The sequence below is a fragment of the Streptomyces sp. NPDC050423 genome (genome assembly GCF_040655445.1).
Taxonomy (GTDB): Bacteria; Actinomycetota; Actinomycetes; order Streptomycetales; family Streptomycetaceae; genus Streptomyces.
This window is the reverse complement of the sequence record NZ_JBFAJY010000058.1, coordinates 1-24,099: the sequence shown is the minus strand read 5'-3', so window position 1 is coordinate 24,099 and position 24,099 is coordinate 1. Positions and strand designations below refer to the sequence as shown.

Sequence of the window (24,099 nt, the reverse complement as noted above, 5' to 3'; positions counted from 1 at the left end):
TCGGGTCTCAGGACCCCAGCCTTGACGCCCGCGGTCGCATGATCCGGGTGGAGACATGGGGGCGGTCGCTCTCCGGCCGTCCGTAGCGAGTGAGGCTCCGGGCCGGTGTTGCTGGACGGCAAGCAAAAGGCCCCGGTCATTGACCAGGGCCTTATTCAAAGAGCGGGTGACGAGAATCGAACTCGCGCTCTGAGCTTGGGAATCAACAGTTCTTGAACGACTGTAGTGGCTCTGACCTGCATGTTTGGCTGGAGTGGTCGAGGCCGGCGTGGTCTCTGGGTACCGTGCTTGACCGCTGCTGTCCGCTCCGAAGGGCACGGATGGGGCACGAGGGTGATCGATGCCGCCGTGCCGTGGGTGGGAAAGTGTCACCGTGCTGGACCAGGCGCTTGCCGTCGTGCGATTTCATCCCTGGCGATCTGTCGCAGGGCAATTCGGTTGGCCGTCATCGATTCGGAGCCGCAGTACTGGCGGTCGGCGGACTGCAACTCATCGCGGTCACCAGCGGAAGACTCCAACATGAGGTACTAAGGTACCGTGAATGTGGAGGTGGGAATTATGACCACGGCTTCGAAGCCGCCCCGGCAGTCGCCGCTCAAGGTGGACCCGGCGACGGACAAGTTGATCAGCCAGGGCGCGCATTTCCTGGGCCTGACGAAGAAGGACCTGGTCGCGGAGGCGGTACGGGTTTACCTGGACCAGCGGCGTGAGGATCTGCGCGAGGGCATGGTGGAAGCGCTCAGCGTCCTGGACGGCTCCTTGAAGTCGGACGTCATGCTCCTGACCGGTCTGACCGCGGAGGAGATCGACGCGGTCGGCGGGATCGACGAATGACCCTTCACGCTGCGATGCGTCCCGCCAGGCCCACCCTGCGATGTCTGCGCGATGACCTCGGGTTGCCCCTATCGGCGGTGACCGACCCCCTGGACGAGATCGAGCACCCGATCCTGGCGAAGGCCGCCGAGCAGTTCGCGGCGGACGACGCCAAGCATGAGCGCATCCGCGCTGTCGATGACCAGGTGTTGTTCAAGGTGAAGGTCCAGCGCTGGCGCGGGGCGGTCTGGGTGGACGCCGACCTTCCGTGGCTGGTGGCGGCCGGCCGCCGCGAGGACGGCTCCACCGACGACTTCTATGCCGCTCTCGAGGCCGACGGCAAGACTGCCCGAACCCGCTACAACGCCGGCAACACCGACGCGCTCAAGTCCGCCACGTACACCGCCCACTTACTCCCCGCTCGCGAGGACCACGTCCGCTATCGCGCCGAAGCTGGAGTCCGTTTCGTCCGGCGGCTCCGGACCACGGTTCTGACCCTGAGCCGTGCCACCCTCCGGGACGGTCAGGAGCACACGGTGGATTTCGACACCTTCACCGTCGGCCTTCAGGTCCGCGCCGACGACGGCCACGAAACCTACCTCGCGGTGCGGATCACGGGTTCGGTCCCGCCGAACCTCACGACATTGATTCTGCGCAACGTTCCCGGCTGCGAGGCCGACGGCTGGTACCCCGAATACGCCCTGCCGGAGCGGGACCTGCTCCCCGCCGAACAAGCCTGGTCCAACCTGATGGACCCTCGCGAAGCCGCCCGAGTCCTCGACGCAGAGCCGTAGCAGCCGGAACAGAAACAAGGCCCAGGTCACTGACCTGGGCCTTCATTAAAGAGCGGGTGACGAGAATCGAACTCGCGCTCTGAGCTTGGGAAGCAACCGGCGCTCGGGCATCGATGTGCGGCCTGACCTACAGGAACAGGTTGACACTTAGCGGATCCGAGTGTCGTATCGATACCCCCTCTCTGTCAGCCTTGGGTGACAGAGAGGGGGGCTTGCTGCACGGGCAGCCTCGGTCACCAACTCCTTGGCCGAGGCGTCGGCTGCGTGGGGCTCGGGGTGGTGGTGGCGGGGCTGGGCTGGACTCGCCCTGCAGCTTTGTTGCGCGGCGGCTTCCCGTCTGCCGGATTCTGAAGGCGGTTCAGGCGCCATGTGAGGACTTCCCTGAGGTGGGCGGCCGTGTCGAGTTCGTGGTGGCATGCAGCTTGAGTGAGGAAGCTCCCGGGCTTGGAGAGCCGGATACATCTTGACCTGCGCTTATATCGTTGAGTGTGGCGTATGGAAGCGCAGGGCCGTACCCCTGTCGTCCGTGGCCTCCCGCCCGTGCGGGCACGCTGCGGGTCCGACTACGAGCGCAGGGCGTCGACCGGTTCCATGCGGGAGGCCCGCAGTGACGGGTAGAGGCCGGCCAGGAGCCCCACCAGGGCTCCGGCGACCGGGGCTCCGAGGGCGAGGCTGACGTCCAGGACCGGGGTCCACTCCTTGACCGCGGCGACGATCACCACGACGACCATGCCCAGGGCGGCCCCCACGACACCGCCGAGGAGTCCGATCGTCGTCGACTCCACCAGGAACTGGCCGGCGACATGGCGCCGCGAGGCCCCGAGGGCGCGGCGCAGGCCGATCTCCCCGATCCGCTCGACGACCGTCACCAGTGTCACATTGGCGATACCGATGGCCCCGACGACCAGCGAGACCAGGCCGAGGACCAGGAACAGTCCGTTGACGTCGCCCTGCACTCCCTTGCGGGCCTTGGCCGGATCGGCCGGTGCCGTCACGCTCAGGGAGGCCTCGGCTCCGGGGGCCAGCGCGATCGGCGCCTGGCGGGCGACCTGGTTCGCCGCGCCGAGCGAGGTGTTGATCAGTACCCGGGTCACGGTCCCCAGCCCCATCCGGTCCGCGGCCGTCGTGGGCGGCAGGATCATCGCGGTGGCGAGCTGCTGTTCCCGCTCCACCGAGCCGAGTATCCCGATCACCGTGTACGCCTGGCCCTTCAGGAAGACCGCGGGGGCCTCCTCCACCGAGCTGATGCCGAGGAGCCGTGCCGCCTGGTCGCCGAGGACCGTCACCCGGTCGTGCCGGTCGATGTCCCCCTCGTCGAAGAAGCGCCCGGCGGTCATCCCGCCCCGTACCGCGGCCGGCAGCGTGGGAGACGCGGCGACGACCGCCATGGTCTGACCGTTGACCTCGCCGGGAGCGACCACGTCGTTGGCACGCACCTCGACGCTCGCGGTCGCCTGGGAGTCCGCGAGCGCCGCCACCGACTCGACCCCGGCCAGCCGGCGCACCGCGTCCACATCTGACCAGTCCACCAGCGGGCCGGAGCCGGCTGCCGCCACGGAGGGCACCCCCACCGTGACCGAGGTGGCGGTCAGGGCGTCGAACCGGCCCACGATCTGATTGCCCGCCGTGGACGAGATCCCGATGGTGATGACCAGGGTGGTGATGCCCAGAACGGTGCCGAGCGTGGTCAGGGCGGATCGCAACGGGCGGGCGAGCACCCCCGCCAGCGCCTCGGACCACAGGTCCCGGAAGTCCATCCAAGGGCGCTCGACGTTCCCTCCGGCCCGTGTGGTGTTCACGGAAGCCGCAGCGTGCGGGACGCGTGTCCGGGATCTCACAGGTGCTCCTCGGTGAGTCGTCCGTCGCTGATCCTGACCCGCCGGTGGGCCCGCCCGCTGACCGCCTCCTCGTGAGTGATCACCACCAGGGTCATGCCCTGCTCGCCGAGTCGGCCGAAGAGGTCCAGCATCGACTCGGTGTTCTCGCTGTCGAGGTTGCCGGTGGGCTCGTCGCAGAGCAGCAGGGCGGGCTCGCTCATCAGAGCTCGGGCGATCGCCACCCGCTGTCTCTCACCTCCGGAGAGCCGGTCCGGCCGGAAGTCGGCCCTATGCGCCAGGCCCACCCGGTCCAGTGCCTGCCGAGCCCTGGCAAGGCGGCCGGCCCGGCCGCGCCCGGGGCGCGGCCGGCGGTAGGCCTCGGCCAGCATGACGTTCTCCTCCACGGTCCGGTACGGCAGCAGGTGGAAGGACTGGAAGACGAACCCGATCCGGCTGCCGCGCAACGAGGTGCGCTCCAGGTCGCCGAGCCCGTTGGTCTCCACCCCGTCGAGCCAGTAGGCGCCCGAGGTGGGGCGGTCCAGCAGCCCCAGGGTGTTGAGCAGCGTCGACTTGCCGGAACCGGAGGGGCCGACGATCGACAGGTGCTCGCCGCGCCGGACGGTCAGGTTCACGTCGCGCAGGGCGTGCACCGGCGGTTCGGTGTCGAAGGTCCGGTCCACGGCGATCAGCTGGATGACCGTGTCCGCGTCGGGCACGACGGAGAACGGCGGACCGGCTGTCGTCGGACCTCTCATCGCCCGACCACCACATGGTCGCCGGGCTCCAAGGTGGCGCCGGACGACGGAGTGACCTCCACCTGACCCTCCGCGGAGAGACCGGCCTCGACGGGGACGTCCACCGTCCTGCCGCCGCGCACGACCTGTACCCGGGCCTTCTTGTCTGCGGAGGTGTGCAGCGCGGCGACCGGCACGGTCAGCACCTTGCCGTCCGACGAGCCCACCTTGATGGTGATCTTCGCGGATTCGGCGGCGCTCTCGGTCAGTTTCCCCGCCGGTACCGAGATCTGCACCGGTACGGGAGCCGAGGTGTCGCCGCTTCCGCCGTCCGAAGGCCCCTGCTGTTCGTCGGTGTCGGCCGAATCGTCCTTCGGCACTTCGCCGCCGAGTGTCACCACTTCTCCGTCCACCTTCGTGCCGTCGGTGGTCTCCACCTGGGCCCGCATGCCTTTGTGGAGCAACTTGGCATCGTCGGCCGGAACCACGGCCCGCACCACGACCTGGGAGCTGGTCACCGTGGCGACCGGTCCGGAGGGGGTGTCCCCGGTCTTCACGGACACCTTGCCCAGCCGGGCCGGGAGTTCCGGCAGGAAGACCACCTCGCCGGCGGGAACCTTGGTGCCGTAACCGGACTGGAAGTCGGAGAGCGCGGCGTTGGACGCGTCCAACTGCTGTTTCGCCGACTTGAGTTGCAGCTCGGCGGCAGCGGCGGCGCCGCCCGCGCCAGGGCCGCTGCCGGCCTTTTCGGTACCGCCGGAACCCTTGGTGCCGTCCCCCGGGTTCTGCGCCGCCAGGAGGGCCTGCTGCGCGCTGGTCACCGCCGCTTCCAGGGTCCCCAGTTGCTGCTTGTCGGCAACAGTGGGCTCCATGGCAAGGTAGCCCTTGCTCTTGTACCAGCTGCTCACCGCCGCGGCGTCCGGCTGCGCGTACGTCCCGTTGACCGTGCCGGGGTTGAAGCCCAGCCGCGTCAGCGCCCGCTGGAGCTGCTTGACATCTTCCCCGGAGGCGCCGGGGCCCAGCGTGCGGTACATCGGCACGGTGCCCCGCAGGACCAGGACCGGCCGGCCGCTCACCTGCATCAGCACGTCGCCCTCCTGTACCTCCGCCCCGGCGGCCGGTGCCTTGGTGACCCGCTGGGCGACGCTGTCGCCGCCCCCCGAAGCGCCTGAACCGGAGTCCGGAGAGCCGACGGGCCCGGCCAGGTTCACGCTCTGCGGCGAGTCGAACTCCACCGACCCCTGGGCCACCACACTCGCGGTCAGCGAGCGCCGCTCGACCGCGACGGTGACCGGGCCGGCCTTCGGCGGCTGGTGCGCGGCGGCGGCATCCGCGGGCGACTGCATACGCGATCCGGCGAACCAGCCGCCCGCTCCGACCAGCCCCACCGCGACCACGACGACCGTCAGCTGCCCGGAACGGGTTCCGATCAGCCGCCGGAGCCGGCCGGGACGGGTACCGACCGGCTCGGGGCGCTCTCTCATCCGGCACCGCCACCGTTGGTCGGGGTCTTCATGAACTTCGGGAAGTAGGCGGCCCGGAACTCCTTGCCGCACTCCAGATCTCGCATCGCCAGCTCTATGTCGTTGGTGAGCAGAGGAAGAGCCTCCTCCTTGCTCAGGGACTTCTGGGTGTTCCCCTCCGCCACGACCGGGGGGCCGGCCTGAGCGGACCCGATCGCCTGGAGCTTGACCATCTCTCCGATGCCGGTCGGCTGCGTGGTCGTGACGGGGATGCCTTCCTTCTTCAGGCACGAGGCGTACGTCTGCGCCAGCGCGACCAGCTTCGGATCACCGTTGAGCGCCTGCGCGTTGGCCCGGTTCTGGTTCTCTGATGTGGTGCTCCGCTCCTCGGCCGACGCGGAGCCGTAGACCTTCTTGTTGGCTTCACCCACACAACCGGTCCAGTCCTTTTCCCCGGCCTTCGGGTCGGGGGGACCGCCCAACGCCTTGTTGTACGCGGACTTCTGCTCGGGAGTGAGCGTTTTCACGTAGCTGCTGTTGGGCGTCTCGACCTGGTCCCGCCGGGCGGCCGCGCCGCCCCGCGCACCGGCGTCGTCGGGGTAGACGATGCCCGCGTAGATGCCGAATCCGTACTTCTGCCGGTACTTCTTCGTCAGCGCGTAGTCCGCCCCAGCGGTGGCCCAGGAATCGGCGGCGTTCTCGGGGGCCACGGGGGTGTAGGTGAACCCCTGCTTCTTCATGCAGGCCGCGATGGCGTTCTCCAAGAGGTACTGCTTCTTGAGATCGGCGTTCGAGTCGGCGGGAACGTCGAGCTGCCCAGACGATCCGGCCGTGGTCTTCTCACCGTCCGCCGAGTGGGATTCCGAGCCGGCGTCGGTGCCGCAAGCCGCCAGCAGCGGCAGAAGGCTCACCGCCGCGACCAGTCTCCGGACAGTGCGGGATCGAGTCATGTACGTCCATCCGATCGAAAAGGAGGGTGTGTTGCGGGCGCGGGGGGAATACGGAGTTCACAGTGGCGCCGGCAGTTCATCGTCATGGGTTCGACAGATGACCGAGCTGTAACAGCCCCCGTGGCGACCGGCCTCGGGGACCGGCGCCGTCACGCGGGCGGCCCGGTGACGAAGTCACCGTTCTTGTCGTAGGGCCAGGCGTTGGCGACGCATCCGCGCAGGCCCTTGATCTGTTGCATCATCACGGGAGCCGGCTGTCCGGCACCCGCGCAGGTGACGTGCGAGTGGTCGAGGTAGTGCCCCATCTCGTGATTGATGATCAGCGCCCGGTAGTCATGGATCGGCCCGTCGAAGGTGGGCGAGCCCTTGACCCAGCGCTTCAGGTTCACCACCACCCCTCCGGGAACCTCGCAGTTGTATTCGCCTCCGGTGTCCTGCTGGATGCCCGCCCAGCACAGGGAGTCCGCCGTCCCCGGTGTCGCGATCTTCACCGTGAGGTCGTGCGGCGCTCCCGCGCTCACCAACTGGAACGCGTTGTCCGCGTCGTGTGTCCAGCCCCGCGGGGAGGCGAGTATCCCGGCGATCTCGTTCGCCGCCTGGGCCGGCGAGATGTTGAGGCCGGTCTCGACCTGCACGACGTAGCGCAGCGGGTGGGAACCGCTGCCCACCGCCGTGCCACCGGCCTGCGCGGTGACGAACGTCCCACTGCCCGTCGGCGGGACGGCGATATCGATCTTGGTCCGGCTCGGAGTGGGTGTGGGTGTGGGAGTAGGCGTGGGTGTGGGTGTGGGAGTAGGGGTCGGGGTGGGAGTGGGGGTGACGTGTGTGTTCCGCGGGTGCGTCGCACCGCTCGACGCGTCGCTCCGGCCCCCTCCTGGGATGGGCGCCGCTCCCAGGAGGTACGCCGCCGTGCCCAGCAGGCCGACGGCCACCAGCACGCCTATCAGCAGGCTCCGTCTCCGGCGGTGCGGGCGTCCCCGTCGATGGGAGGACCGGCGCCGACGGCCGCCACGGTGAACGGCCGCGGCGCTACCGGCATGGGGTGCGGATCGCCGCTGTCGTACCGAGTGCATGGAAGCTCAAGCTGGTCATTTCAGATGATCGCCATGAGCCGGCGATATCACGAAAGAGTAACGGTGCGTACTTTTCCTGGGAACGCCCGCGGATTCGGGCCGGACCGCCCACGCTCTCGGCCCGTTGTGATCGTTGTGTAACGGCACCCGGAGAGCGACCTCTCCCGGGACGGTCATGCCGTCCGACCTGCTTACACTGCCGAAATGCCACGGGTCCTGATTGTCGAAGACGACCAAGATGTTCGCAGGGCCGTCCAATTGGGCCTGCGGCATCAGGGGCATGAGGTCGTCGCCGTGGAAACGGGTGAAGAGGGGCTGGAACAGCTCCGCCCCTTCCGGCCGGACGTCGTCATACTCGATCTCATGCTGCCCGGCATCTCCGGCCTGGACGTCTGCCGTCGGATCAGGGACCGCGACCAGGTGCCGATCATCATGGTGACGGCCCGGGGGGACGACATCGACGTGGTCGTGGGCCTGGAGGCCGGCGCGGACGACTACGTGGTCAAGCCCGTACGGGCCCGGGTGCTCGACGCGCGCATACGGGCCGTACTGCGCAGACAGGACGCGGCGCTACCGGACGGCGCCCGGCCCAGGGCCGAGACATACGGCGAGCTGGTCGTGGACCGGGCCGGGCTCGAGGTGACGCACCGCGGCGAGCCCGTCGCCCTCGCCCCCTCCGAACTGCGGCTGCTGCTGACCCTGTCGGCATCGCCAGGCCAGGTGTTCAGCCGCCAACAGCTGCTGGAGTCGGTCTGGGAACACAGTTACCACGGCGACATACGGCTGGTGGACGCCTGTGTGAAGCGACTGCGCAACAAGCTCGGCGAGGGCCGGGATCCCCGTTACGTGCAGACCGTACGCGGGTTCGGTTACCGCTTCGCCACCTCATGAGCGACCGGACGTCCGCACGGAGGCGGAAGACCGCCGGAGCGCTCGGAACCACCCGGGGGCGGAAGGCCGGACACCCGGTCGAGGCCGAGCACCTGGGCGACGCCGAGCACCCGGGCAGGACCGCCACGGCAGGCGAGGTCCCCGCCATCGCCCCGGGCGCCGGCCCCCTGCGGCTCCTCCGAGCGGCCTTGGCGCGCATCCCGCTTCCCCTGCGCGGCCTGCGCCCCCGCCTGCTGGCGGCCTTCGTCCTGGTGGCCATGGCCAGCGCCCTGGGCACGGGGGCCCTCGCCTTCCGCGAGGCGCGCACGGGGGTGCTCCAGCAGAGCCAGGACTCCGTCATCCGCCAGTTCCGTACGAGCGTCGACTCCATCGCGCCCGGCCTCCCCCTTGCCCCGGACCGGTCGGATCTCCAGTCCGCGGTGAACCAGGTGCTGTACGCGAACCAGTCGTCGGGGTGGCGGGTCATGGCCACGTACGGCGGCCTCCACGCCTACGCGCCGAGCCCCGGGTTCGTCGAGCTGAGCCCCGAACTGCGCAGGTCCGTGCGGGACAAGCGCGCCACGGTGTTCCAGCGGATGAACGTCGAGGGTCGCCCCCATCTCGTCGTCGGCATGCCCGTCACGTACACCTCCGGCGAGGGCACGGACTCAAGGCTCTCCGGGATGGTGATGTACCTGGAGGTATCGCAGAAGACCGAAGAGGCATACGTCAAGGCCATGGTGAGCGGCATCGAGCGAGCCACCCTGGTGGCCCTGTGCCTCGCCGTCGTCCTGGCACTGCTCGCCGCGAGCGGCGTACTGCGCCCCGTACGGGCGCTGCGCCGGGCGACGCGCCGGATGGCCGCTGGGCGCCTCGACGTCCGGCTGGCCGTCACCGGTTCCGACGAACTGGCCGACCTCTCCCAGTCCTTCAACGAGATGGCAGCCGAACTGGAGCGGACCGTCGCGGAGTTGCGCCGTCTGGAGGCCCAGGGACGTCGTTTCGTGGCGGACGTCTCCCATGAGCTGCGCACGCCGCTGGCGGCGATGTCGGCGGTCACCGACGTGCTGGACCTGGAGGGCGAGACCGGTGACGCGCTGCGGCTCATCAGCGAGGGAACGGGCCGGCTGAGCGGACTGGTGAACGACCTGATGGAGATCTCCCGCTTCGACGCGGGGGCGGCCGAACTCAACCGTGACGAGATCGACCTGGCCGAGTCCGTACGGCGCACCATCGCCTCCCGGGGGTGGCAGGGACAGGTGGAGAGCATGCTGCCCGAGCCGGGTGTGCTCCGCGCGGGCGTCGATCCACGCAGAATGGATGTGGTGATGGCCAATCTGATCGGCAACGCACTACGGCACGGAGCGCCGCCCGTGCGGCTGACGTTGGGGTTGCGCAAGGCGGAGGCGGGCGTGCCGTGGGCCGTCATCGAGGTGACCGACAACGGACCGGGGATCGCCGAGGAGGCCATGCCGCACATCTTCGAGCGGTTCTACAAGGCGGGCACCTCACGGACCAGGAGCGAGAGCAGCGGCCTCGGCCTGGCCATCACAGCGGAGAACGTGCGCCTGCACGGCGGGCGAATCCGGGCGGCGAACCTGCCCCGGGGCGGCGCGGTGTTCACGGTCGAACTCCCGCTGCAAGGCGCCGGCACCGATACCGACGTCGGCGGGGGTGTTCGGTGAGAGGCTCCCGAGTGGCAGCGCTGCTGTCCGGGCTCACGGCCGCGGCCGCACTCACGGCGTGCGGAGTCCCTCCGTCCGGTGTCATCGAGGCCGGTGGACCGGCGAGCGGCATGTTCTCCCACAGCCCGAGGTCCTCGCGGCCCGCCACCGCCTCCCTCTTCTTCCTGCACGACGGGGACCTGACGGCCTATCCCCGCAGGACCGATGCAGGGGGCCCCGAGGTCGTCGTACGCCTGCTGTTCGAGGGACCGACCGCGAGCGAGTCCGCGACGGCCACCACGGAACTGCCCCGAATGATGGACGTGTCGTGGGTGACGACCGGCGACGACGGCATCCTCTCCGTCCAACTCACGGATGAAGCAGCCCCGCTGAGCCGCCAGGCCATGCTCCAGCTGGCGTGCACGGTGGCGCAGGTGACTCCGTCGCGCCCCGTACCCCCGGCCGACGCGGAGGCCGCCCGCGGTGCCGCGCGCAGTTCCTCTGCGCCCAGCAGTGTCCGTGTACGCGGAGACGGATGGACCATGACGCAGTCGGGCTACGCATGTCCCCTCGCGCTCCAACCGCAGGCAGAGCCGGTACCCCGACCCAGGGTTTCTGGTGGCGCACCAAGGCCGTAAGGCTGGTGAACGGCGCGTCGTCACCACGCCCGGACTGAAGCGTTCGCCGATCCCAGCCCCATTGTGCCGGCGTGACGGCATCCGCGTTCCGGCCCGGGCCAACAAGGAAGCCCTCGGCTGCTGGCCGGGGGCTCTTCATGGAGCGGGTGACGAGAATCGAACTCGCGCTCTGAGCTTGGCAATCACCGGTGCTTGCGTGGGCGTGGCGTCTCTGACCTGCACGTTTGTCGGAGTGGGGCGGTTGTCTGTGCCCCTTGGGAGCCGTATGTGACCGCTGTTCTCCGCTCCGAAGGGCACGGATGGGGCACGTCGACAGCAGGTCATCAGCCTGAGGTCTTTTGTCGGAGCGGGTGACAGGAGACGGAAGCCGCCCGTGGTGGAGACGCTGCGGTGGCGCAGGTGTCACGCCCAGAAGGCTTCGGTGACGACGATCTGTGGGTCGGCGTGGCGGCGCATGAAGGTGTAGATGAGCCAGCCGCGTCCGCCGGCCATGTCCACGATATGAGGGCCGCCGGGGCTCGTGGAGGCCAGTGGCCGGACGGTCATCCAGTGCGGGAGCGAAGTATCGGCATCGATTCCCCGGAAGTACGGGTCTTCGGCGGTGACCAGTTCGGCACGGGCACTCATGACCAGGTCACTGCCTTCGGCGGGCATGTTCTGGAAGTCGTGCTGAGCCTGCTTCGTCCAGTCCATCTGCCAAGGCGGCCGGAGGGGTTCGTCGATCACTCTCCGGGCTTCCTCTCGGCGGCCTCGTGCCGGAGGCGGCTGTACTCCTCCAGAAGCCGGATGGACTCCTCAGGGTCCTCGGACTTGGCGGCGCGGGCTTCGAGGTCGCGAAGGTGTGCGTCGAGGACGGGATTTCGCGCGATGGCGTACTGCGTCCACCACAGGCGCATGAAGGCTGGAACGGGGGTGATGTTGAAGGCGTCACCGATGACGCGCTTCCAGTGAGCCTCGAAGTCCGGGAGGAGGTGCGGAGTGTGTTCCTGGATGGCCAACCGGAGTGCTTGAGGCGTGCGTTCGGGCATGGGTGGCAACCGCAGGGGTTCCCCCTCGTACCCATCGAAGTGAAGTGCATGGGCGGGCATGGTTCGGGCTCCTTGCTATGGGGGTGGGTCAGGCCGCCTCGTGCCGGTCCTCGTGCGACTGGTGCCGACGGGCCATCTGCTCGAACCACTCGGCCGGCACCAAGTAGGCGACGGTCTTCCCCTTGCGGGTGATGGCCGCGGCCTCACCGGCGATCCGGGTCCGGTCCAGGATCTCGCCCATCCCCTTGCGCAGGTCGATGGTTGTGTACGTCTTCGTCTCCATGTGTCGAAGCATATAACAACTATCATAGTTGACATATATGATCGTGAGGCGCTGGCGGCCGGAAGAGGCCGATGGGCGCGTTGGGCGCAGAACGGGGATAGGGCGCTCGGGCTTGAGCAGCAACAAAGCCCCGGGCTGTCGGCCCGGGGCTTTGGGGTAGAGCTTCGTGGAGCGGGTGACGAGAATCGAACTCGCGCTCCGAGCTTGGGAATCAGCGGTTCTTGAGCGGTCGTTCCTGCTTTGACCTGCACGGTTGGCCGAGACGCACAGGGTCGGGGCGGCCTCGATGCACCGTACCTGACCGCTGGTGCCCGTTCTGCTGGGCACGGACGGGGCACGAGCGGAGGCGGCGGCCAAGGGCTTCAACGGCCGAGTTGGGCAGTCCTCCCGCGAGACCTCCGCGACGGCCGCGTCCGTGACAGTCTCCAGACGGGATGCAGATGTAGGGGTGGACGTCGTGAAGAGGGTTCTCGGGAGCAGATCGCGGAGCGCCGCCACGACGACTTCGAATTCGATGTCGAGTCCTGCCCCAGAGACTCGGGCAACGGGGTCGAAGATCGACCGTACAGCGGATACTGGCCCTGAACGCGCCTCCGAACTCGCCACCACCCGCCCAACCCGATGACCGGCGGAACCGGCGCCGGGCCGACCCGCCGGTCTGCATGCGGCGCTGGACGAGGAGACCGTGCCTGGCGGTCTCGGGGGTTACATCGGAGGCCGCACCCACGAAGCGAAGCTCTGACCGGGGGCCGCATTGTCCCGCCAGTACCTGAGCACGGTCTCGCGCATGACCTCGAACCGCCCTGCGGTGGTAAGGCGGGCGATGGGCTGCCAACCGCCCGCGTCCGTTTCGAACGCGACGAGAAGCGGCGGTCCGGGCGCCGCAGCGGCCGCTCAGAGGTGACCGTCCAGGAACTTCCGTACCTCGTCGATGGTCATAGGCCCCGTGCCGTGCGCCACCGCCGCTCCCTCCTTCAGCAGGAGGCAGGACGGGGCTCCGGTGATCCCGTATCGCTCGGTTGCCGCCGGGCAACGCGTGATGTCGGTGCGGACGACCGTCAGGCGGCCCGTGTAGGCGGCGGCGATGTCGCCCACGACGAAATCCATCACCCGACAGGGCTCGATTGCCTTGGGCCATGCCCCGGTGAAGTATGCGAGGACCGGAACCTTGCTTCTCCCGAGGACGAAATTGAACTCCGCGTCCTCACGAGGTCGGTGAACCAGCTTTGTCATGGGAGCTCCTGACCTCACGTTTCGTACTCCATCCCATCATCCCTCGCGCGGTGTGCCAGGTCGGCCCCGGCCGGTCGTCCGGCCGGCTGCCGGGAGGGAGATACGGGCCGTCGCAGGACGGCGGTGGTTCCTGGGACGAGCGGCCCGGCCCCTTGTCGCGACGACCGGAAAGCCGTATTCCAGGGCCATAGCGGCTTGGCACCGGGAACGAGCACGATCTCTGGACGCTCGCGGACGCGGCGGTAGACGGGTGACGCGTCAGCGGACCCGGAGACCGACCGCCAGCGTCAGTTCAAGGACCCGGTGTGGTGATGCGAGATCGGGAAACAGCTCCCGCAGTTGCGACATCCGGTATCGAACCGTCTGGGGATGGACGAACAATGCCGCCGCGACCTCGTCCCGCCTGCCCTGGTGCAGCAGCCACGCTCGCAACGTCTCCTCCAGCCGTCGTGCGGTTGCGGCAGGCAAGGTCTGCAACGGTGCGAGGGCTCGGGCGCGCAGGTCCGCGAACGCGTCCTCGTCGGCGCTGAGCACCAGGTCGGGCAGGTGGTCCTCGGTGTCGCGAATGTCAGAGGAAAGGGAGCGTGCGCGTAGGGCTCGTGCGTACGAGGCGGACGCGTGGGTCCATGGCCGGGCCGGGCCGACCACGGCGGCGCGGTCGGTCAGCTGCCGTAGGAGACGTGATCGGTCGGCATCGGGGACGAGGAGCACACCGGTGGCATCCGGCAAATCGTCGAGGACGAGGGTGCTCGGGTCGAGTGTCCGGTAGGCAGGCCGGGCCTGGGCGGCGGGCAGCAGGACGGCGGTCAGCGAAACCGGGGGCTGCCACCTGGCCCGTTGGCCGGAGGCCAGCAGCACGTCCGGGCTCGCGCCGGCGAGGAGGTCGCGGGCCAGGTGTTCCAGGTGGCGCTCGTGGGCTCTGCCCCGGGCGGCCAGTTCGTCGGCGTGGCCCGCGGCGCTCGCGGCGGAGAGCTCGTCGATGTAGGCGAAGGTCAGCTCGGCGAACTTCGCGACCTCGGCGGCGGGCAGACCTGCGGGTACGGCACCCGCTGCCAGACATCGCCAGGCGACCCGGGCGCCGACGCGGTAGGCGCTGAGCAGGGCGTCCATCGAACGGCCGTCGCGCACCTCGCCGCGGCCCAGCTCGTAGGCGGCGTCCCCGGCGTCGCCGCCTGTGGCGTTCCCGCTCGCAAGGTCCAGGTAGTGCGCCAGGGCGGTGCGGACGGCTCTGCGGATGGTGGCGCCCATGCGGCCCGACAAGGCATGGGCGTAGGGAGGAACCTCGTCGATGATCGCCTGGACGACTTCGTCGGCGGTGGTCTTCAGTGCGGCCCGAAGGGCGGTGACCGTCGTCTCATCCAGGCTCAGTTCGCTGGCCCTCCGGATTGCATAGCTCATTTTTGTTCCCTGCGAACAATTCAGCCGACCAGATTTACGTCCTGTGGTCAGGACTTTACGCCTGGAGGCACAGCAAGCTGGAGTCATGACGAGTGGAGCCCTCCGGAGTAGGGCGTGGAAACTGCTGGAGATGGTCACGACGCCGCTGCTGCCGTCGGACTACCTCGACCTGGTCAGCCCGCTGCGTGCGGGCGCTGACCTGTGTGGGCGCATCGAGGCCGTGCACTCCGAGACCGATAACGCCGCGACTGTCGTGATCAGGCCGGGGCGGGGCTGGCGCGGCCACACAGCCGGCCAGTACGTGAGGATCGGAGTCGACGTCGACGGAGTGCGCCTGTGGCGTGCCTACTCCCTCACCTCGCCGACAAACCGCCGGGACGGCCGTGTAACGATCACCGTGAAGGCGATCCCGGACGGAAAGGTCAGCAACCACCTGGTCCGCAGGGCGAAACCGGGCACGCTGATCCAGCTCGACCAGCCGACCGGTGACTTCGTCCTGCCGCAGGCCAAGCCCGCCAAGGTGCTCTACCTGACGGCCGGCAGCGGCATCACGCCCGTGATGGGCATGCTGCGCGACATCGAACTCGACGACGTCGTCATGGTCCACTGCGCGCCACAGCCTCAGGACGTGATCTTCCGCAAGGAACTGCACAGTCTGGTCGCGGACAAGAAGCTTCGGCTCACCGAGGTGCACACCGACACGGACGGCAAGCTCGACATCGCCCGTCTCCAAGAACTCGTGCCCGACTGGGCCCAGCGCGAGACCTGGGCCTGCGGGCCCGCAGGTCTGCTCGACGCCGCCGAAGAGCACTGGACCGAAGAGGGCGTCCAAGAACGCCTGCACACCGAACGGTTCCGCCCCGGCACCGTCGTCGCCGGCGACGGCGGCGAGGTCACGTTCAGCGCCACCGGCAAGACCATCGACGCGGACGGCGCCACGCCGTTGCTCGACATCGGCGAGGAGGTCGGCGTGCTCATGCCCTCCGGGTGCCGTATGGGCATCTGCTTCGGCTGCGTCACGCCGCTCAAGGCCGGCGCTGTCCGCGACCTCCGCACCGGCGAGATCACCGAGGCCGAGCCGGGCGTCCTCATCCAGACCTGCGTGTCCGCCGCGGCGGGCCCCTGCGACATCGAACGGTAGGAACACCTTGACCGCCATCGACCCCACCGCCCACCTGACCGCGGAGCAGATCGAGGAGCTGGGCCGCGAGCTGGACGCGATCCGCGACGAGGTGATCGCCGGCCGCGGTGAGAAGGACGCCGCCTACATCCGTAAGGTCATCTCGGTACAGCGCAAGCTCGAACTGGTCAGCAGGGGTGTGCTGCTGTTCTCGATCTTCCCGCCCGCGTGGGTGCTCGGCACCGCCGGGCTGTCCGTGGCGAAGATCATGGACAACATGGAGATCGGCCACAACGTCCTGCACGGCCAGTGGGACTGGATGCGAGACCCGAAGATCCACTCCACCACCTGGGAGTGGGATCACGTCTCGCCGTCCGATCAGTGGAAGCACTCGCACAACGAGCTGCACCACACGTACACCAACGTGATCGGCAAGGACAACGACCTCGGCTACGGCATCATGCGCGTCGACGAGGACCAGAAGTGGCACCCCTTCCATCTCGGCCAGCCGCTGTGGAACTTCTTCAACGCCTGTTTCTTCGAGTACGGCATCGCAGCGTACGACCTGGAGCTCGGCAAGAACCTCACCAAGCGCCGCCGCAAGAACCCGGAGTTCCGCGCGCGGGCCAAGGCCGTGGGCCGTAAGATCCGCAAGCAGGTGCTCAAGGACTACGTGATCCACCCGTTGCTGTCGGGCCCCTCATTCCCCACCACACTCGCCGCCACGTTCACCGCGAACCTGGTCCGCAACATCTGGACCCACTCAGTGATCATGTGCGGGCACTTCCCCGAGGGCGTACATGTCTTCGAACGCCAGTCGATCACGGGCGAGACACGCGGCCAGTGGTACCTGCGCCAGATGATGGGCTCGGCGAACATCAGCGGCAGCAAGGCCATGCACTTCATGACCGGCAACCTGTCGCACCAGATCGAGCACCACCTGTTCCCGGACCTGCCGAGCAACCGGTACGCCGAGGTCGCGGTGAAGGTGCGCGCGCTGTTCGAGAAGTACGAGCTGGAGTACATCACCGGCCCGCTGCCCAAGCAGGTGTTCTCCGCGTGGCACAAGGTCTTCCGGCTCGCGCTGCCGAACAAGCAGCCCAAGGTCGGAACGCCGGACCGTGAGCAGGACCTCATCGCCGCCTGACTCCCCGGCCGCACCTCAAGCCCTTGATGACGTCACTGCTGCGACACGACGGCCTACTCGGCCAGTGGAGCTTCCCCGCTGCCCGCGTCCTACAGCTTGGTGAGCGCACGCCGGACAGCAACTGAGTGGGAGCTTCTCTCCGGCTTCCACGACAAGCCACGCCAGGTGAGGAGGGCGACGAGGTGGACTATGACTTCAGGAAGACCGGGTGGCGCAGCACTCTGTACGGCTGCACCGCCGGGTCGCTCGATTGCTCCGCAAACGGCACGGAGAAGTGAAGCACCGCGGTGAACGCTCTGATGACACAGTGCCTGCCGATTCGAATGATGGGTGGCACCGATCGGCAAAGGGCCGGCCGGACGCTCTCGGCGCCGTGACGCGTGCTGAATCCGGCCTGTGAGAAGGAAGAAGTCGAATGCCGCACATGACGACGCCTGACGGGGTCCGGATCGCCTACCAGGTCCAGGGCGGGGGGACACCGCTGGTGCTGCCGGCGGGCCAGGCGAACAACCACCATTGACGGGACGGGGTACGCGACGACTTCCACGCGGCCCGTGGCTCGCAGCACCCTCACCCTCGATCTCCGCGACATGGGGAGATCGAGAAGCCCCACAAGCCCTACGGCACCGAGCTCTTCGCCCTGGACGTGGTCGCGGTGCTTGACTACCTCGGTATCGACGGGGCCGACGTCTACGGCACGTCCATGGGCGGACGCCTGGCCCAGCAACTTGCAGCCCGCCACCCGCACCGGGTGCGCGCCCTGGGGATCGGCTGCACGTCACCCGGTGGACCGCACGGCATCGGACGCGACAATGTCGTGAGTAGGTCGCTGGTACAGCACGAGGGCGGGGCGGCGCGGCAGGGCCCATTTTGAGCTGATGTACACCCCGGCCTGGCTGACCGAAGCCAGTCGGCGACATCCGGATTCCGCTCCGGGCCAACAAGGAAGCCCCGGGCGGCTGGCCTGGGGCTTTTTCATGGAGCGGGTGACGAGAATCGAACTCGCGCTCTGAGCTTGGGAATCAACGGTGCTTGGGCTACCGAAGATGCTCTGACCTGTGCTTTCCCGCTGGGCGGGATGGTTGGCTATGGTCTCTGGGAGCCGTACCTGACCGCTGTTGTCCGCTCCGCTGGGCACGGATGGGGCATGGCCGCTGAGGTCTGATGGGCCCGGAGTGCATCCTGCCGAGCGTCCGGCCTCCATGCGGCCATCAGTCTTCGGGCGGAGCTTCCAGTTCCTGGAGCCGTTCGCCGATATCGTCGCCCCATGCCTGTGCCCACTGCCGCAGCCCGGTGATTGCCTGCTCGTTGAGCCCGTAGGCGGCGAATTCTGTGTCGTCGATCCAGTCGGCTCCGCCCAGTCGGGCTTGCAGCTCGCTCAGGTCGAAGGAGTCGCGCGCATGGCGCCGTCCGAGCTCTTCGAGTTCGACATGGCTCCAGCGGTTCGCGGCGGCCTGTACGTCGATCAGGTCCCTGGCGAGTCCGCGGTCGGCCAGGGCGCGGACTTTGGTCCCGACGACATCTTCGAGGGACAGCACCAAGCCGTGCTCGGTGTGTACGGGTGGCCGCCAGAGTGCTTCCTTGAGGATGTCGACCTCGCACTCTTCACGGCTGGCAGGGTCGGTGACGATCAGACGTGCGGACAGCGGATCTGTCTCCAGGGATTCCACCTGCCATCCGCGCCGCTCCAGTCCGGTGCGCACGACGGTCGCGATGTCCTCCATGGGATCCGGGTTCTCCGTCGCGACATCGAGGTCCTGGCTGAGCCGGTCGACCAGGCCGTGTGCCTGGACCGCGTAGCCGCCGGTGAGCGCGAGAGGGTAGGTGCCGCCTACGGCAAGCACGTCTGCAAGCAAGCGGCGGTGCAGATCGGTGAGGCTCACGCAGCGGCCTGTGTGCTGCCGCCCAGCTCGCCGAAAGCACTCTCCCAGACTTCACGGACATCTCGGCTGACCAGTGTGCGCAGTGTGGGCCACAGGCCGACGAGAAGGTCCCGGTCGAGGTACTGGACCAGGTCGTCGTGCTGACCCTCGGCCAGGACAATGCGGTAGTAGCTCATCCGCAACCGGGGCTGGTCGAGGTCGAAGGTGGTCAGCCCCGACCACGCAAGATGGAGCGGCAGACGCACAGGGCCGTGCTGGGGACCGGCGAGCTGGGAGAGCGCTGCCGGCAGACGCCGGGCGAACTTGGCACGGCGGAGATCGGAAAGGCCGGGCTGTGATGCCATACGTCGATTATCCAGGAAGATCTGGCAGTGAGCTGCTCGATCCGCAGACAACACTCCTGCGAGCAGGGAATGGGCCCAACCGGTGCTTCCTAGCCCCCAGGGCGCACCCAGCCCCGTCCCAGCCCGGATTCTGAGCACTTCTTTCGCTTGGGTGTGCGTCAGCACGCCTCCCGAACTGTTCCTCCAGAGGTCTGCTCCGCTTGTCGTTGTCCTGACCGGGCGCGAGCGAGGGCGTGTCACCGGACCCTGCAGGCTGCTGTTCTGCGTCAGTGAGCGTTTGAAGCGGTTGGCTTGGCCGAATGGGCGTACTTGCCCCTGTTCCAGGCGGGACTTCAGGATTTCGGCATGGTTTATCGATGTCGTGCGCAGACGCCGGACCGTACGTTGTGCAAGAACCGCGTGAGTCGCCCGGATACCCGCTGTCATCACCATCTGGGCAGGCCGGCGGGCCGGGTCTCCACGCCTCAAAACCGACCAGTGAAGCGCGCCCAAGCGTCGCGACGAACACCGCGCCCTTCGGCGTCTCGGGTTGCCACCCCGCCCCTACGCCCCACCCGGCCGCCAACGAGACCCGCGCGGGAGCGGTTGAGCGTTGAGGGGTCTGCAAGGGCGGCCTTGAATGTAGTAGAGCGCGGTGGCACCGCTGTCATCGCTGAGCGCGCGGTCGCTTACGCCTCGGGCCACGCTTGGGACAGGCTGGTCAAGCGACACAGCAGGAGAGGCTGTGACGATCTCGCCCGGCTGGCACGCGAAATCCTGCAAGGGAAGGAGCAGTTGCACGATGTCGTCGGCCGTGCCGCAGGCGGCCTCTTCGGGCTGCTGGGACGTCCCAAGATCGAGCGAGTCTTCGCCCAGGAACTGGCGCGGAGGATCCCACTACCCGTTGACACCCAGCTTTCTGCGGCCGCAAGAGGCTTGCAGATCGCCGGCATCTACGTCTGCGTCGTCGGCAACCGGAGCCTGTCCAATTGCGCCTGCTTGCGGGACGTGCTTGTTGTCGACGGTCAGGCAAGCCTTCAGCAATTGCTCGAAGGTGCCTTGGAGGACTGGCAGTGGCTTCCCCGACGAATGAGCGGCAGCATCACAGGGTGAGCGGGTGGCTACGTGGTCCTGTCCCACAAAGGCGGGCGAGCAGGAGGCCGCGGGCGGTATCGACGCGCTGGTGAGGGCGGGGTGGCAGGCGACCCGCAAGTCGCCTCCGGCTGTGCGGGAAGGCGGAGGGCCGGGGCGAAGGTGCTTCATGCCCTGGCTCACGCATCCCTGCTCCCGAAAGGTCCAGACGACAAAGAAGCCCCGGGCCGCTGGCCTGGGGCTTTTTCATGGAGCGGGTGACGAGAATCGAACTCGCGCTCTGAGCTTGGGAATCAACGGTTCTTGAACAATCGCATTGGCTCTGACCTGCATGTTTGGTCGAGAGGTGCGAGGTTGGAGTGGTCTCGGGGCGCCGTACATGACCGCTGTTGTCCGCCCCGCTGGGCACGGATGGGGCACGGGTGGCGGCAGCGCAACAGAACCTGCCGAAGTGCATGCTCCGGGTGGGCTGGAGGGTCAGAGAGGGATGATGCGGACCTGGCTGCCACAGAGCTTGGCCATGTCGTCGCTGTCGGAAGTCAGCAGGGCGACGGGTTTCGGCTGGCGGAGCGCGACCTCGGCGACCGTGGCGTCGATGGCGTACTTGTGTCCGTGCAGTCCGGCGCCTTTGAGAAGCTCAGCCGCCGCTTTCGCCGCCTGCTCGGTGACCGGCTCCACCTTGATGCGGGACAGGGCCCAGTTCAGGCGAGGCATGTTGGTACGGGCGTGGGTGACTTCAACGATGGTGTTCGCCCCGATCACCAGGTCGGCTCCCATGTCGTGGAAGACCTGCAGCATCGCGAGGAGCTTGCGGTCCTGCGCGATCCAGGCGGAGAGTCCTTCCGAGTCCAGGACAACGGTTTCGATGCGCTCGCTCACGCGGCGTCCGCGTCCTTGGAGGAGCCGGCGGCACCGAAGATCCCCGAACGGGCGTCGGCGAGTTCCTCGTCGCTGAAGTGTCCGTGTTCTTCCTCGTGGCGGCGAAGGTCATCGCCCAGCAGCTGGTGCCGAATCTGGCGGGCCACGGCTTCCGCCACGTAGCCGGAGACGTTGTCCGTGAGCTTGCGGAGCTCCGCCACCTGGTCGCTGGGTAGCGTGACGGTGATGCGAGTCGTTGAGGACATACGGCAAGCATACTGGAGTATGCATAGAAGGGCTTGTGGCTTCCCCTGACGCTCCACAGTCGAGGTCGCATGATGAAATCGGTGCGGCTTTTGTCGCTCCAGCTATTCGCAGCGGAATGAGAGCCCGCAGCGATGCTCTGGTACCGGCGGCCCGGTGCTCGACCGGGCATGGGAGTTCTGGGGTGGGTCTGGCAGGGCGCCGGACCCGCCCTGGCAGGTGTGTAGTGCGGTTCGTACGCATTTTGATTCGGTAATTAGGCTCTTCGAGGGACCCAGGCTCTCGGGGGCAGCGCCCCGCGACTCAATTTGCTCGAGAGGTCAGCTATGCATGGGTACCTCGTCTCCTGAGCGCGTTTGCCGATGGAGTTCTGTCGCTGCTGCCCACTGGCATCCGAGGGCCCTGATGCGCTGTCCTGCTGTGTGGACGCTGGCCGTGCAGCGGTAACGCTGCTCAAAGCGTTGAAGTACGCCGATTCGGGAAGAAGTCAGGAAGTCGAGGGCTTCCACGACCGTGCCCTCGTCGACGCGGTACTCACGGGTCCGAAGCTCGCGTCGGATCGACGTGAGATCGAGCCAGCCACCCTCTTCCAGTGGGTCCTCTGCTTCCGCATTCAAGATGTCGACCAGCGCGTACTCGAGTCGGCTGCGCATGTCCTGGGCCTCCCAGTACCCGCGCAAGGCGTCGCCGCGCTGAGCTGCCTTCAGGGCTGGGTCAACGAGGGGCGCCAGTTGGGTCAGGGTGAGCGGCGTCTGCTCCTGATGACGGACGACTTCGGCCAGCAGCCCGGTGCCGATCACGGCGATGGCGGGATCGTCGTCGGCTTCCTTGAGCATGCGACGTTCGAAGCCCGGCCCGATGAGGAGGTGGACATGAGCCCCGACCCTCGCTCGATGTTCCGACAACCCGAACAACGGCTGGTCCCTGACCGGACCAGTGGCCGAAGTCTTCGCTTCGATGGCCAGGATCCGCGAGTCCGTACCGACACCGAATCGCACATGGCCGTCCACCGCTCCAGGGCCGCCCACGTGCTGGCCCGGCATGCCCAGGTAGCCCAGCGCGACGACGGCGGCCTTCTCCAAGCGCTTGGGGTTCGCGCTGTCCCGTGCGGCATCCTCCAGCTCCGCTGCGATGTGCGAGCCCAGGAAACTGGTTTGGTGATTGGTGCCGGTAGGGCTGTCGCCGTGGTGGTTTTCGGTGGCTCCGTCGGACGGTGCGTAACCCGCGGAGTCGTTCGGCTGGAAGCAGGGCAGCGACTCCTTGAACGCTCGCCCAAGAGCCGTCGTACGGTAAGTGGTCTGCGAGAGCCGGGTGACGAGCCCACAGGCATCCAGCAGGTTCAGACGGGTATTGACCGCGCTGCGGGACAGAGGCTTCCCGCGGTTGGGGAGATAAAGCGAACTGCGTTCCGTAATCGTGCCGGTCGTGGGTCGAAGCGTCTGGTCAAGCTCGCCCAGCACCTCACCGAAGAATGCGATCGCGGCGTGAACAGTGCGTGCAAGGTCCAGCGGTTCACCAGACTCGACCCAAGCAAGGGCAGCCGGCGTGGCGGTCCAGCTCTCGGATGACGTCCGCTGAATCAGTCCGAGCGCCTTCAGGGTGTCCTTGGCCGTTCGTGCCGTGGCCACAGTTTGGGCCTTGGGGAACGTGCTCTGTACGGATCGCACGAAGTCCGCGTCACTGATCGACGGAATGGCCGCCTCGGTGAGCACCTGCAGTGCATCCAGGACCCCGCCGTTAGCAGCGACTCCCGGAATATAGAGATTCGCGCCGTCCGCCCTCTCCCTGAGGCCGGTTTGGTCGAGCTGTTCGACAAGCCTGGCGATGGCTCCGGGTGTGGGGGCGAGCTGTACGACGTTGTCGGTCTCGTCGGGATCGGGCTTTCCCAGCTCCATGGCCGCAAGGACGCGTCGGCCTGCTTCTGTCAGGTGGACCTGACGGTCGAAGAGGTCAACCATTCCTATGACAGCGAGCCAACCCGTGCGGTCGCGCACAGGGGCCGCGGTGTCCCACTGCAGGTCGAACTCGTCGCGGGCCAGCTCCAGCAACTGATCATGTGTACGAGGCCCGGAGGACAAGGCGTCCATGGCTTCGCCCACGAACCTGACGTTGCAGTGGAGCGCTTCCACGAGCACGGCTGGGTCGCCACTTTGATGCCAGGCGACGGCAGCGGCAGTGGGCATAACCGTCGACCCCTCGCGAGAGAGCAGTCCGGCGCGGACGAGCCGCTGAAGCTGATGCCCGTTCAGTCCACCGGCCCGAGGCAGTGGCGCATGATCGCTTGAGGCCCGCTCTCTATTGGCAGACAGCTCCTCGATCAGCGTGTGAAGAGTGATGAGCCAGGTCGACCTTGCGCCTGGCAGCACTGGCATACCTGTTGATCGTTCCGCCCATGCCCGGGGGCGTATGAGGTCTTCCATGGTCGTGCACGTTACGTTCATCGTGGCGGCTATGGAGCAATCTCTGGAGAAATTGCTGACGAGAATCGCAGGGGTCATAGCGTGCATCGAGCCGACCTTCGCGTCCCCGGACTGAACACTGCTCATCAGGTGATCGGTGATGGGTGCGGCTCGTTTCGAGGGAAGCCCTGACCTGTGGGGACGTGGGTTGGTGCGGAAATGGGCAGGTCTTCTCGTGACGAGAGGGGGCGGTGC

General features: G+C 67.8%; 24 protein-coding genes. 9 read left to right on the top strand and 15 right to left on the bottom strand.

Annotated features, from left to right (window positions below):
• The first annotated feature begins 558 nt into the window (after nucleotides 1-558).
• Together AB0I52_RS30455 and AB0I52_RS30450 are read left to right on the top strand one after the other, a co-directional pair.
• Nucleotides 559-834 (top strand): hypothetical protein, encoded by a 276-nt coding sequence (locus AB0I52_RS30455; RefSeq protein ID WP_136314796.1) that lies wholly within the window; start codon nucleotides 559-561, stop codon nucleotides 832-834.
• Between the two features lie 77 nt (nucleotides 835-911).
• Nucleotides 912-1,607, top strand: coding sequence for a hypothetical protein (locus tag AB0I52_RS30450; protein ID WP_363078074.1), 696 nt, complete (start codon nucleotides 912-914; stop codon nucleotides 1,605-1,607).
• A 563-nt stretch (nucleotides 1,608-2,170) separates the two neighbouring features.
• Here AB0I52_RS30450 and AB0I52_RS30445 read toward each other — a convergent pair.
• The 5 genes from AB0I52_RS30445 to AB0I52_RS30425 all read right to left on the bottom strand — a co-directional run bounded on the left by AB0I52_RS30445 (nucleotide 2,171) and on the right by AB0I52_RS30425 (nucleotide 7,503).
• A complete protein-coding gene (locus tag AB0I52_RS30445; protein ID WP_363078072.1) occupies nucleotides 2,171-3,406 on the bottom strand; it encodes an ABC transporter permease in 1,236 nt (411 codons plus the stop codon).
• A gap of 35 nt (nucleotides 3,407-3,441) precedes the next feature.
• Nucleotides 3,442-4,179 (bottom strand): ABC transporter ATP-binding protein, encoded by a 738-nt coding sequence (locus AB0I52_RS30440; protein ID WP_363078070.1) that lies wholly within the window; start codon nucleotides 4,177-4,179, stop codon nucleotides 3,442-3,444.
• Nucleotides 4,176-5,642 carry a peptidoglycan-binding protein gene (locus AB0I52_RS30435; RefSeq protein WP_363078068.1) on the bottom strand — a complete coding sequence of 489 codons (1,467 nt, stop codon included), beginning with the start codon at nucleotides 5,640-5,642 and terminating at the stop codon, nucleotides 4,176-4,178. Before AB0I52_RS30435 ends, AB0I52_RS30440 begins: the two co-directional genes overlap by 4 nt.
• A complete protein-coding gene (locus tag AB0I52_RS30430) occupies nucleotides 5,639-6,532 on the bottom strand; it encodes a hypothetical protein (RefSeq protein WP_363078066.1) in 894 nt (297 codons plus the stop codon). The genes AB0I52_RS30435 and AB0I52_RS30430 overlap by 4 nt, the downstream gene beginning before the upstream one ends.
• A gap of 188 nt (nucleotides 6,533-6,720) precedes the next feature.
• Nucleotides 6,721-7,503, bottom strand: a complete 783-nt coding sequence (locus AB0I52_RS30425; protein WP_363078096.1) for a DUF3152 domain-containing protein — start codon at nucleotides 7,501-7,503, stop codon at nucleotides 6,721-6,723.
• Nucleotides 7,504-7,848: 345 nt separating this feature from the next.
• On the opposite strand from AB0I52_RS30425, the gene AB0I52_RS30420 reads away from it, so the two are divergent.
• From AB0I52_RS30420 to AB0I52_RS30410, 3 genes are read left to right on the top strand one after another with little or no spacing between them, the layout of a single operon-like run.
• Nucleotides 7,849-8,535, top strand: coding sequence for a response regulator transcription factor (locus AB0I52_RS30420; protein WP_363078064.1), 687 nt, complete (start codon nucleotides 7,849-7,851; stop codon nucleotides 8,533-8,535).
• Nucleotides 8,532-10,199: a HAMP domain-containing sensor histidine kinase gene (locus AB0I52_RS30415; protein WP_363078062.1), complete on the top strand. Its 1,668-nt coding sequence runs from the start codon at nucleotides 8,532-8,534 to the stop codon at nucleotides 10,197-10,199. The genes AB0I52_RS30420 and AB0I52_RS30415 overlap by 4 nt, the downstream gene beginning before the upstream one ends.
• Before the next feature lie 11 nt (nucleotides 10,200-10,210).
• Nucleotides 10,211-10,816 carry a hypothetical protein gene (locus AB0I52_RS30410; RefSeq protein WP_363078060.1) on the top strand — a complete coding sequence of 202 codons (606 nt, stop codon included), beginning with the start codon at nucleotides 10,211-10,213 and terminating at the stop codon, nucleotides 10,814-10,816.
• Nucleotides 10,817-11,218: 402 nt separating this feature from the next.
• Here the strand turns inward: AB0I52_RS30410 and AB0I52_RS30405 are convergent, their stop codons facing one another.
• From AB0I52_RS30405 to AB0I52_RS30385, 5 genes are all read right to left on the bottom strand, one after another.
• Nucleotides 11,219-11,542: a hypothetical protein gene (locus tag AB0I52_RS30405; RefSeq protein WP_363078058.1), complete on the bottom strand. Its 324-nt coding sequence runs from the start codon at nucleotides 11,540-11,542 to the stop codon at nucleotides 11,219-11,221.
• On the bottom strand, nucleotides 11,539-11,904 hold the full coding sequence (locus AB0I52_RS30400; protein ID WP_363078056.1) for a hypothetical protein: 366 nt from the start codon (nucleotides 11,902-11,904) through the stop codon (nucleotides 11,539-11,541). Before AB0I52_RS30400 ends, AB0I52_RS30405 begins: the two co-directional genes overlap by 4 nt.
• A 28-nt stretch (nucleotides 11,905-11,932) precedes the next feature.
• Entirely contained in the window at nucleotides 11,933-12,127 is a 195-nt protein-coding gene (locus tag AB0I52_RS30395; RefSeq protein ID WP_103492353.1) for a type II toxin-antitoxin system Phd/YefM family antitoxin, read from the bottom strand.
• Between the two features lie 894 nt (nucleotides 12,128-13,021).
• Entirely contained in the window at nucleotides 13,022-13,360 is a 339-nt protein-coding gene (locus AB0I52_RS30390; RefSeq protein ID WP_363078054.1) for a thioredoxin domain-containing protein, read from the bottom strand.
• Nucleotides 13,361-13,618: 258 nt separating this feature from the next.
• Nucleotides 13,619-14,758: a PucR family transcriptional regulator gene (locus tag AB0I52_RS30385; protein WP_123460220.1), complete on the bottom strand. Its 1,140-nt coding sequence runs from the start codon at nucleotides 14,756-14,758 to the stop codon at nucleotides 13,619-13,621.
• Between the two features lie 85 nt (nucleotides 14,759-14,843).
• On the opposite strand from AB0I52_RS30385, the gene AB0I52_RS30380 reads away from it, so the two are divergent.
• The 3 genes from AB0I52_RS30380 (at nucleotide 14,844) to AB0I52_RS30370 (ending at nucleotide 17,899) form a co-directional block, all read left to right on the top strand.
• On the top strand, nucleotides 14,844-15,899 hold the full coding sequence (locus AB0I52_RS30380) for a ferredoxin reductase (RefSeq protein ID WP_363078052.1): 1,056 nt from the start codon (nucleotides 14,844-14,846) through the stop codon (nucleotides 15,897-15,899).
• A gap of 7 nt (nucleotides 15,900-15,906) precedes the next feature.
• Nucleotides 15,907-17,025, top strand: coding sequence for an acyl-CoA desaturase (locus AB0I52_RS30375; RefSeq protein ID WP_363078050.1), 1,119 nt, complete (start codon nucleotides 15,907-15,909; stop codon nucleotides 17,023-17,025).
• A gap of 598 nt (nucleotides 17,026-17,623) precedes the next feature.
• The gene (locus AB0I52_RS30370) at nucleotides 17,624-17,899 is read left to right on the top strand and encodes an alpha/beta hydrolase (RefSeq protein ID WP_346775782.1); all 276 of its coding nucleotides are present in this window, start codon (nucleotides 17,624-17,626) and stop codon (nucleotides 17,897-17,899) included.
• 337 nt (nucleotides 17,900-18,236) lie between these two features.
• On the opposite strand, the gene AB0I52_RS30365 is transcribed toward AB0I52_RS30370, so the two are convergent.
• Both AB0I52_RS30365 and AB0I52_RS30360 read right to left on the bottom strand, forming a co-directional pair.
• Nucleotides 18,237-18,908: a nucleotidyl transferase AbiEii/AbiGii toxin family protein gene (locus tag AB0I52_RS30365; RefSeq protein ID WP_363078048.1), complete on the bottom strand. Its 672-nt coding sequence runs from the start codon at nucleotides 18,906-18,908 to the stop codon at nucleotides 18,237-18,239.
• Nucleotides 18,905-19,252, bottom strand: coding sequence for a transcriptional regulator (locus AB0I52_RS30360; RefSeq protein WP_363078046.1), 348 nt, complete (start codon nucleotides 19,250-19,252; stop codon nucleotides 18,905-18,907). The genes AB0I52_RS30365 and AB0I52_RS30360 overlap by 4 nt, the downstream gene beginning before the upstream one ends.
• A 615-nt stretch (nucleotides 19,253-19,867) precedes the next feature.
• On the opposite strand from AB0I52_RS30360, the gene AB0I52_RS30355 reads away from it, so the two are divergent.
• Nucleotides 19,868-20,344, top strand: a complete 477-nt coding sequence (locus AB0I52_RS30355; RefSeq protein ID WP_037777632.1) for a hypothetical protein — start codon at nucleotides 19,868-19,870, stop codon at nucleotides 20,342-20,344.
• 456 nt (nucleotides 20,345-20,800) lie between these two features.
• Here AB0I52_RS30355 and AB0I52_RS30350 read toward each other — a convergent pair whose 3' ends face one another.
• The 3 genes from AB0I52_RS30350 to AB0I52_RS30340 form a co-directional block, all read right to left on the bottom strand.
• Nucleotides 20,801-21,202, bottom strand: coding sequence for a DNA-binding protein (locus tag AB0I52_RS30350; protein ID WP_363078044.1), 402 nt, complete (start codon nucleotides 21,200-21,202; stop codon nucleotides 20,801-20,803).
• The gene (locus AB0I52_RS30345) at nucleotides 21,199-21,447 is read right to left on the bottom strand and encodes a type II toxin-antitoxin system CcdA family antitoxin (protein WP_363078042.1); all 249 of its coding nucleotides are present in this window, start codon (nucleotides 21,445-21,447) and stop codon (nucleotides 21,199-21,201) included. The genes AB0I52_RS30350 and AB0I52_RS30345 overlap by 4 nt, the downstream gene beginning before the upstream one ends.
• Before the next feature lie 318 nt (nucleotides 21,448-21,765).
• On the bottom strand, nucleotides 21,766-23,544 hold the full coding sequence (locus tag AB0I52_RS30340) for a hypothetical protein (protein ID WP_306089341.1): 1,779 nt from the start codon (nucleotides 23,542-23,544) through the stop codon (nucleotides 21,766-21,768).
• Between the last annotated feature and the right edge of the window lie 555 nt (nucleotides 23,545-24,099).

What these genes read in the sequence shown, in the direction of transcription:
- AB0I52_RS30380 (WP_363078052.1), top strand. Translation starts at nt 14,844, where the DNA reads ATGACGAGTGGAGCCCTCCGGAGTAGGGCGTGGAAACTGCTGGAGATG.
- AB0I52_RS30360 (WP_363078046.1), bottom strand. Translation starts at nt 19,252, where the DNA reads ATGGCATCACAGCCCGGCCTTTCCGATCTCCGCCGTGCCAAGTTCGCC.
- AB0I52_RS30345 (WP_363078042.1), bottom strand. Translation starts at nt 21,447, where the DNA reads ATGTCCTCAACGACTCGCATCACCGTCACGCTACCCAGCGACCAGGTG.
- AB0I52_RS30385 (WP_123460220.1), bottom strand. Translation starts at nt 14,758, where the DNA reads ATGAGCTATGCAATCCGGAGGGCCAGCGAACTGAGCCTGGATGAGACG.
- AB0I52_RS30420 (WP_363078064.1), top strand. Translation starts at nt 7,849, where the DNA reads ATGCCACGGGTCCTGATTGTCGAAGACGACCAAGATGTTCGCAGGGCC.
- AB0I52_RS30390 (WP_363078054.1), bottom strand. Translation starts at nt 13,360, where the DNA reads ATGACAAAGCTGGTTCACCGACCTCGTGAGGACGCGGAGTTCAATTTC.
- AB0I52_RS30435 (WP_363078068.1), bottom strand. Translation starts at nt 5,642, where the DNA reads ATGAGAGAGCGCCCCGAGCCGGTCGGTACCCGTCCCGGCCGGCTCCGG.
- AB0I52_RS30440 (WP_363078070.1), bottom strand. Translation starts at nt 4,179, where the DNA reads ATGAGAGGTCCGACGACAGCCGGTCCGCCGTTCTCCGTCGTGCCCGAC.
- AB0I52_RS30395 (WP_103492353.1), bottom strand. Translation starts at nt 12,127, where the DNA reads ATGGAGACGAAGACGTACACAACCATCGACCTGCGCAAGGGGATGGGC.
- AB0I52_RS30455 (WP_136314796.1), top strand. Translation starts at nt 559, where the DNA reads ATGACCACGGCTTCGAAGCCGCCCCGGCAGTCGCCGCTCAAGGTGGAC.
- AB0I52_RS30415 (WP_363078062.1), top strand. Translation starts at nt 8,532, where the DNA reads ATGAGCGACCGGACGTCCGCACGGAGGCGGAAGACCGCCGGAGCGCTC.
- AB0I52_RS30400 (WP_363078056.1), bottom strand. Translation starts at nt 11,904, where the DNA reads ATGCCCGCCCATGCACTTCACTTCGATGGGTACGAGGGGGAACCCCTG.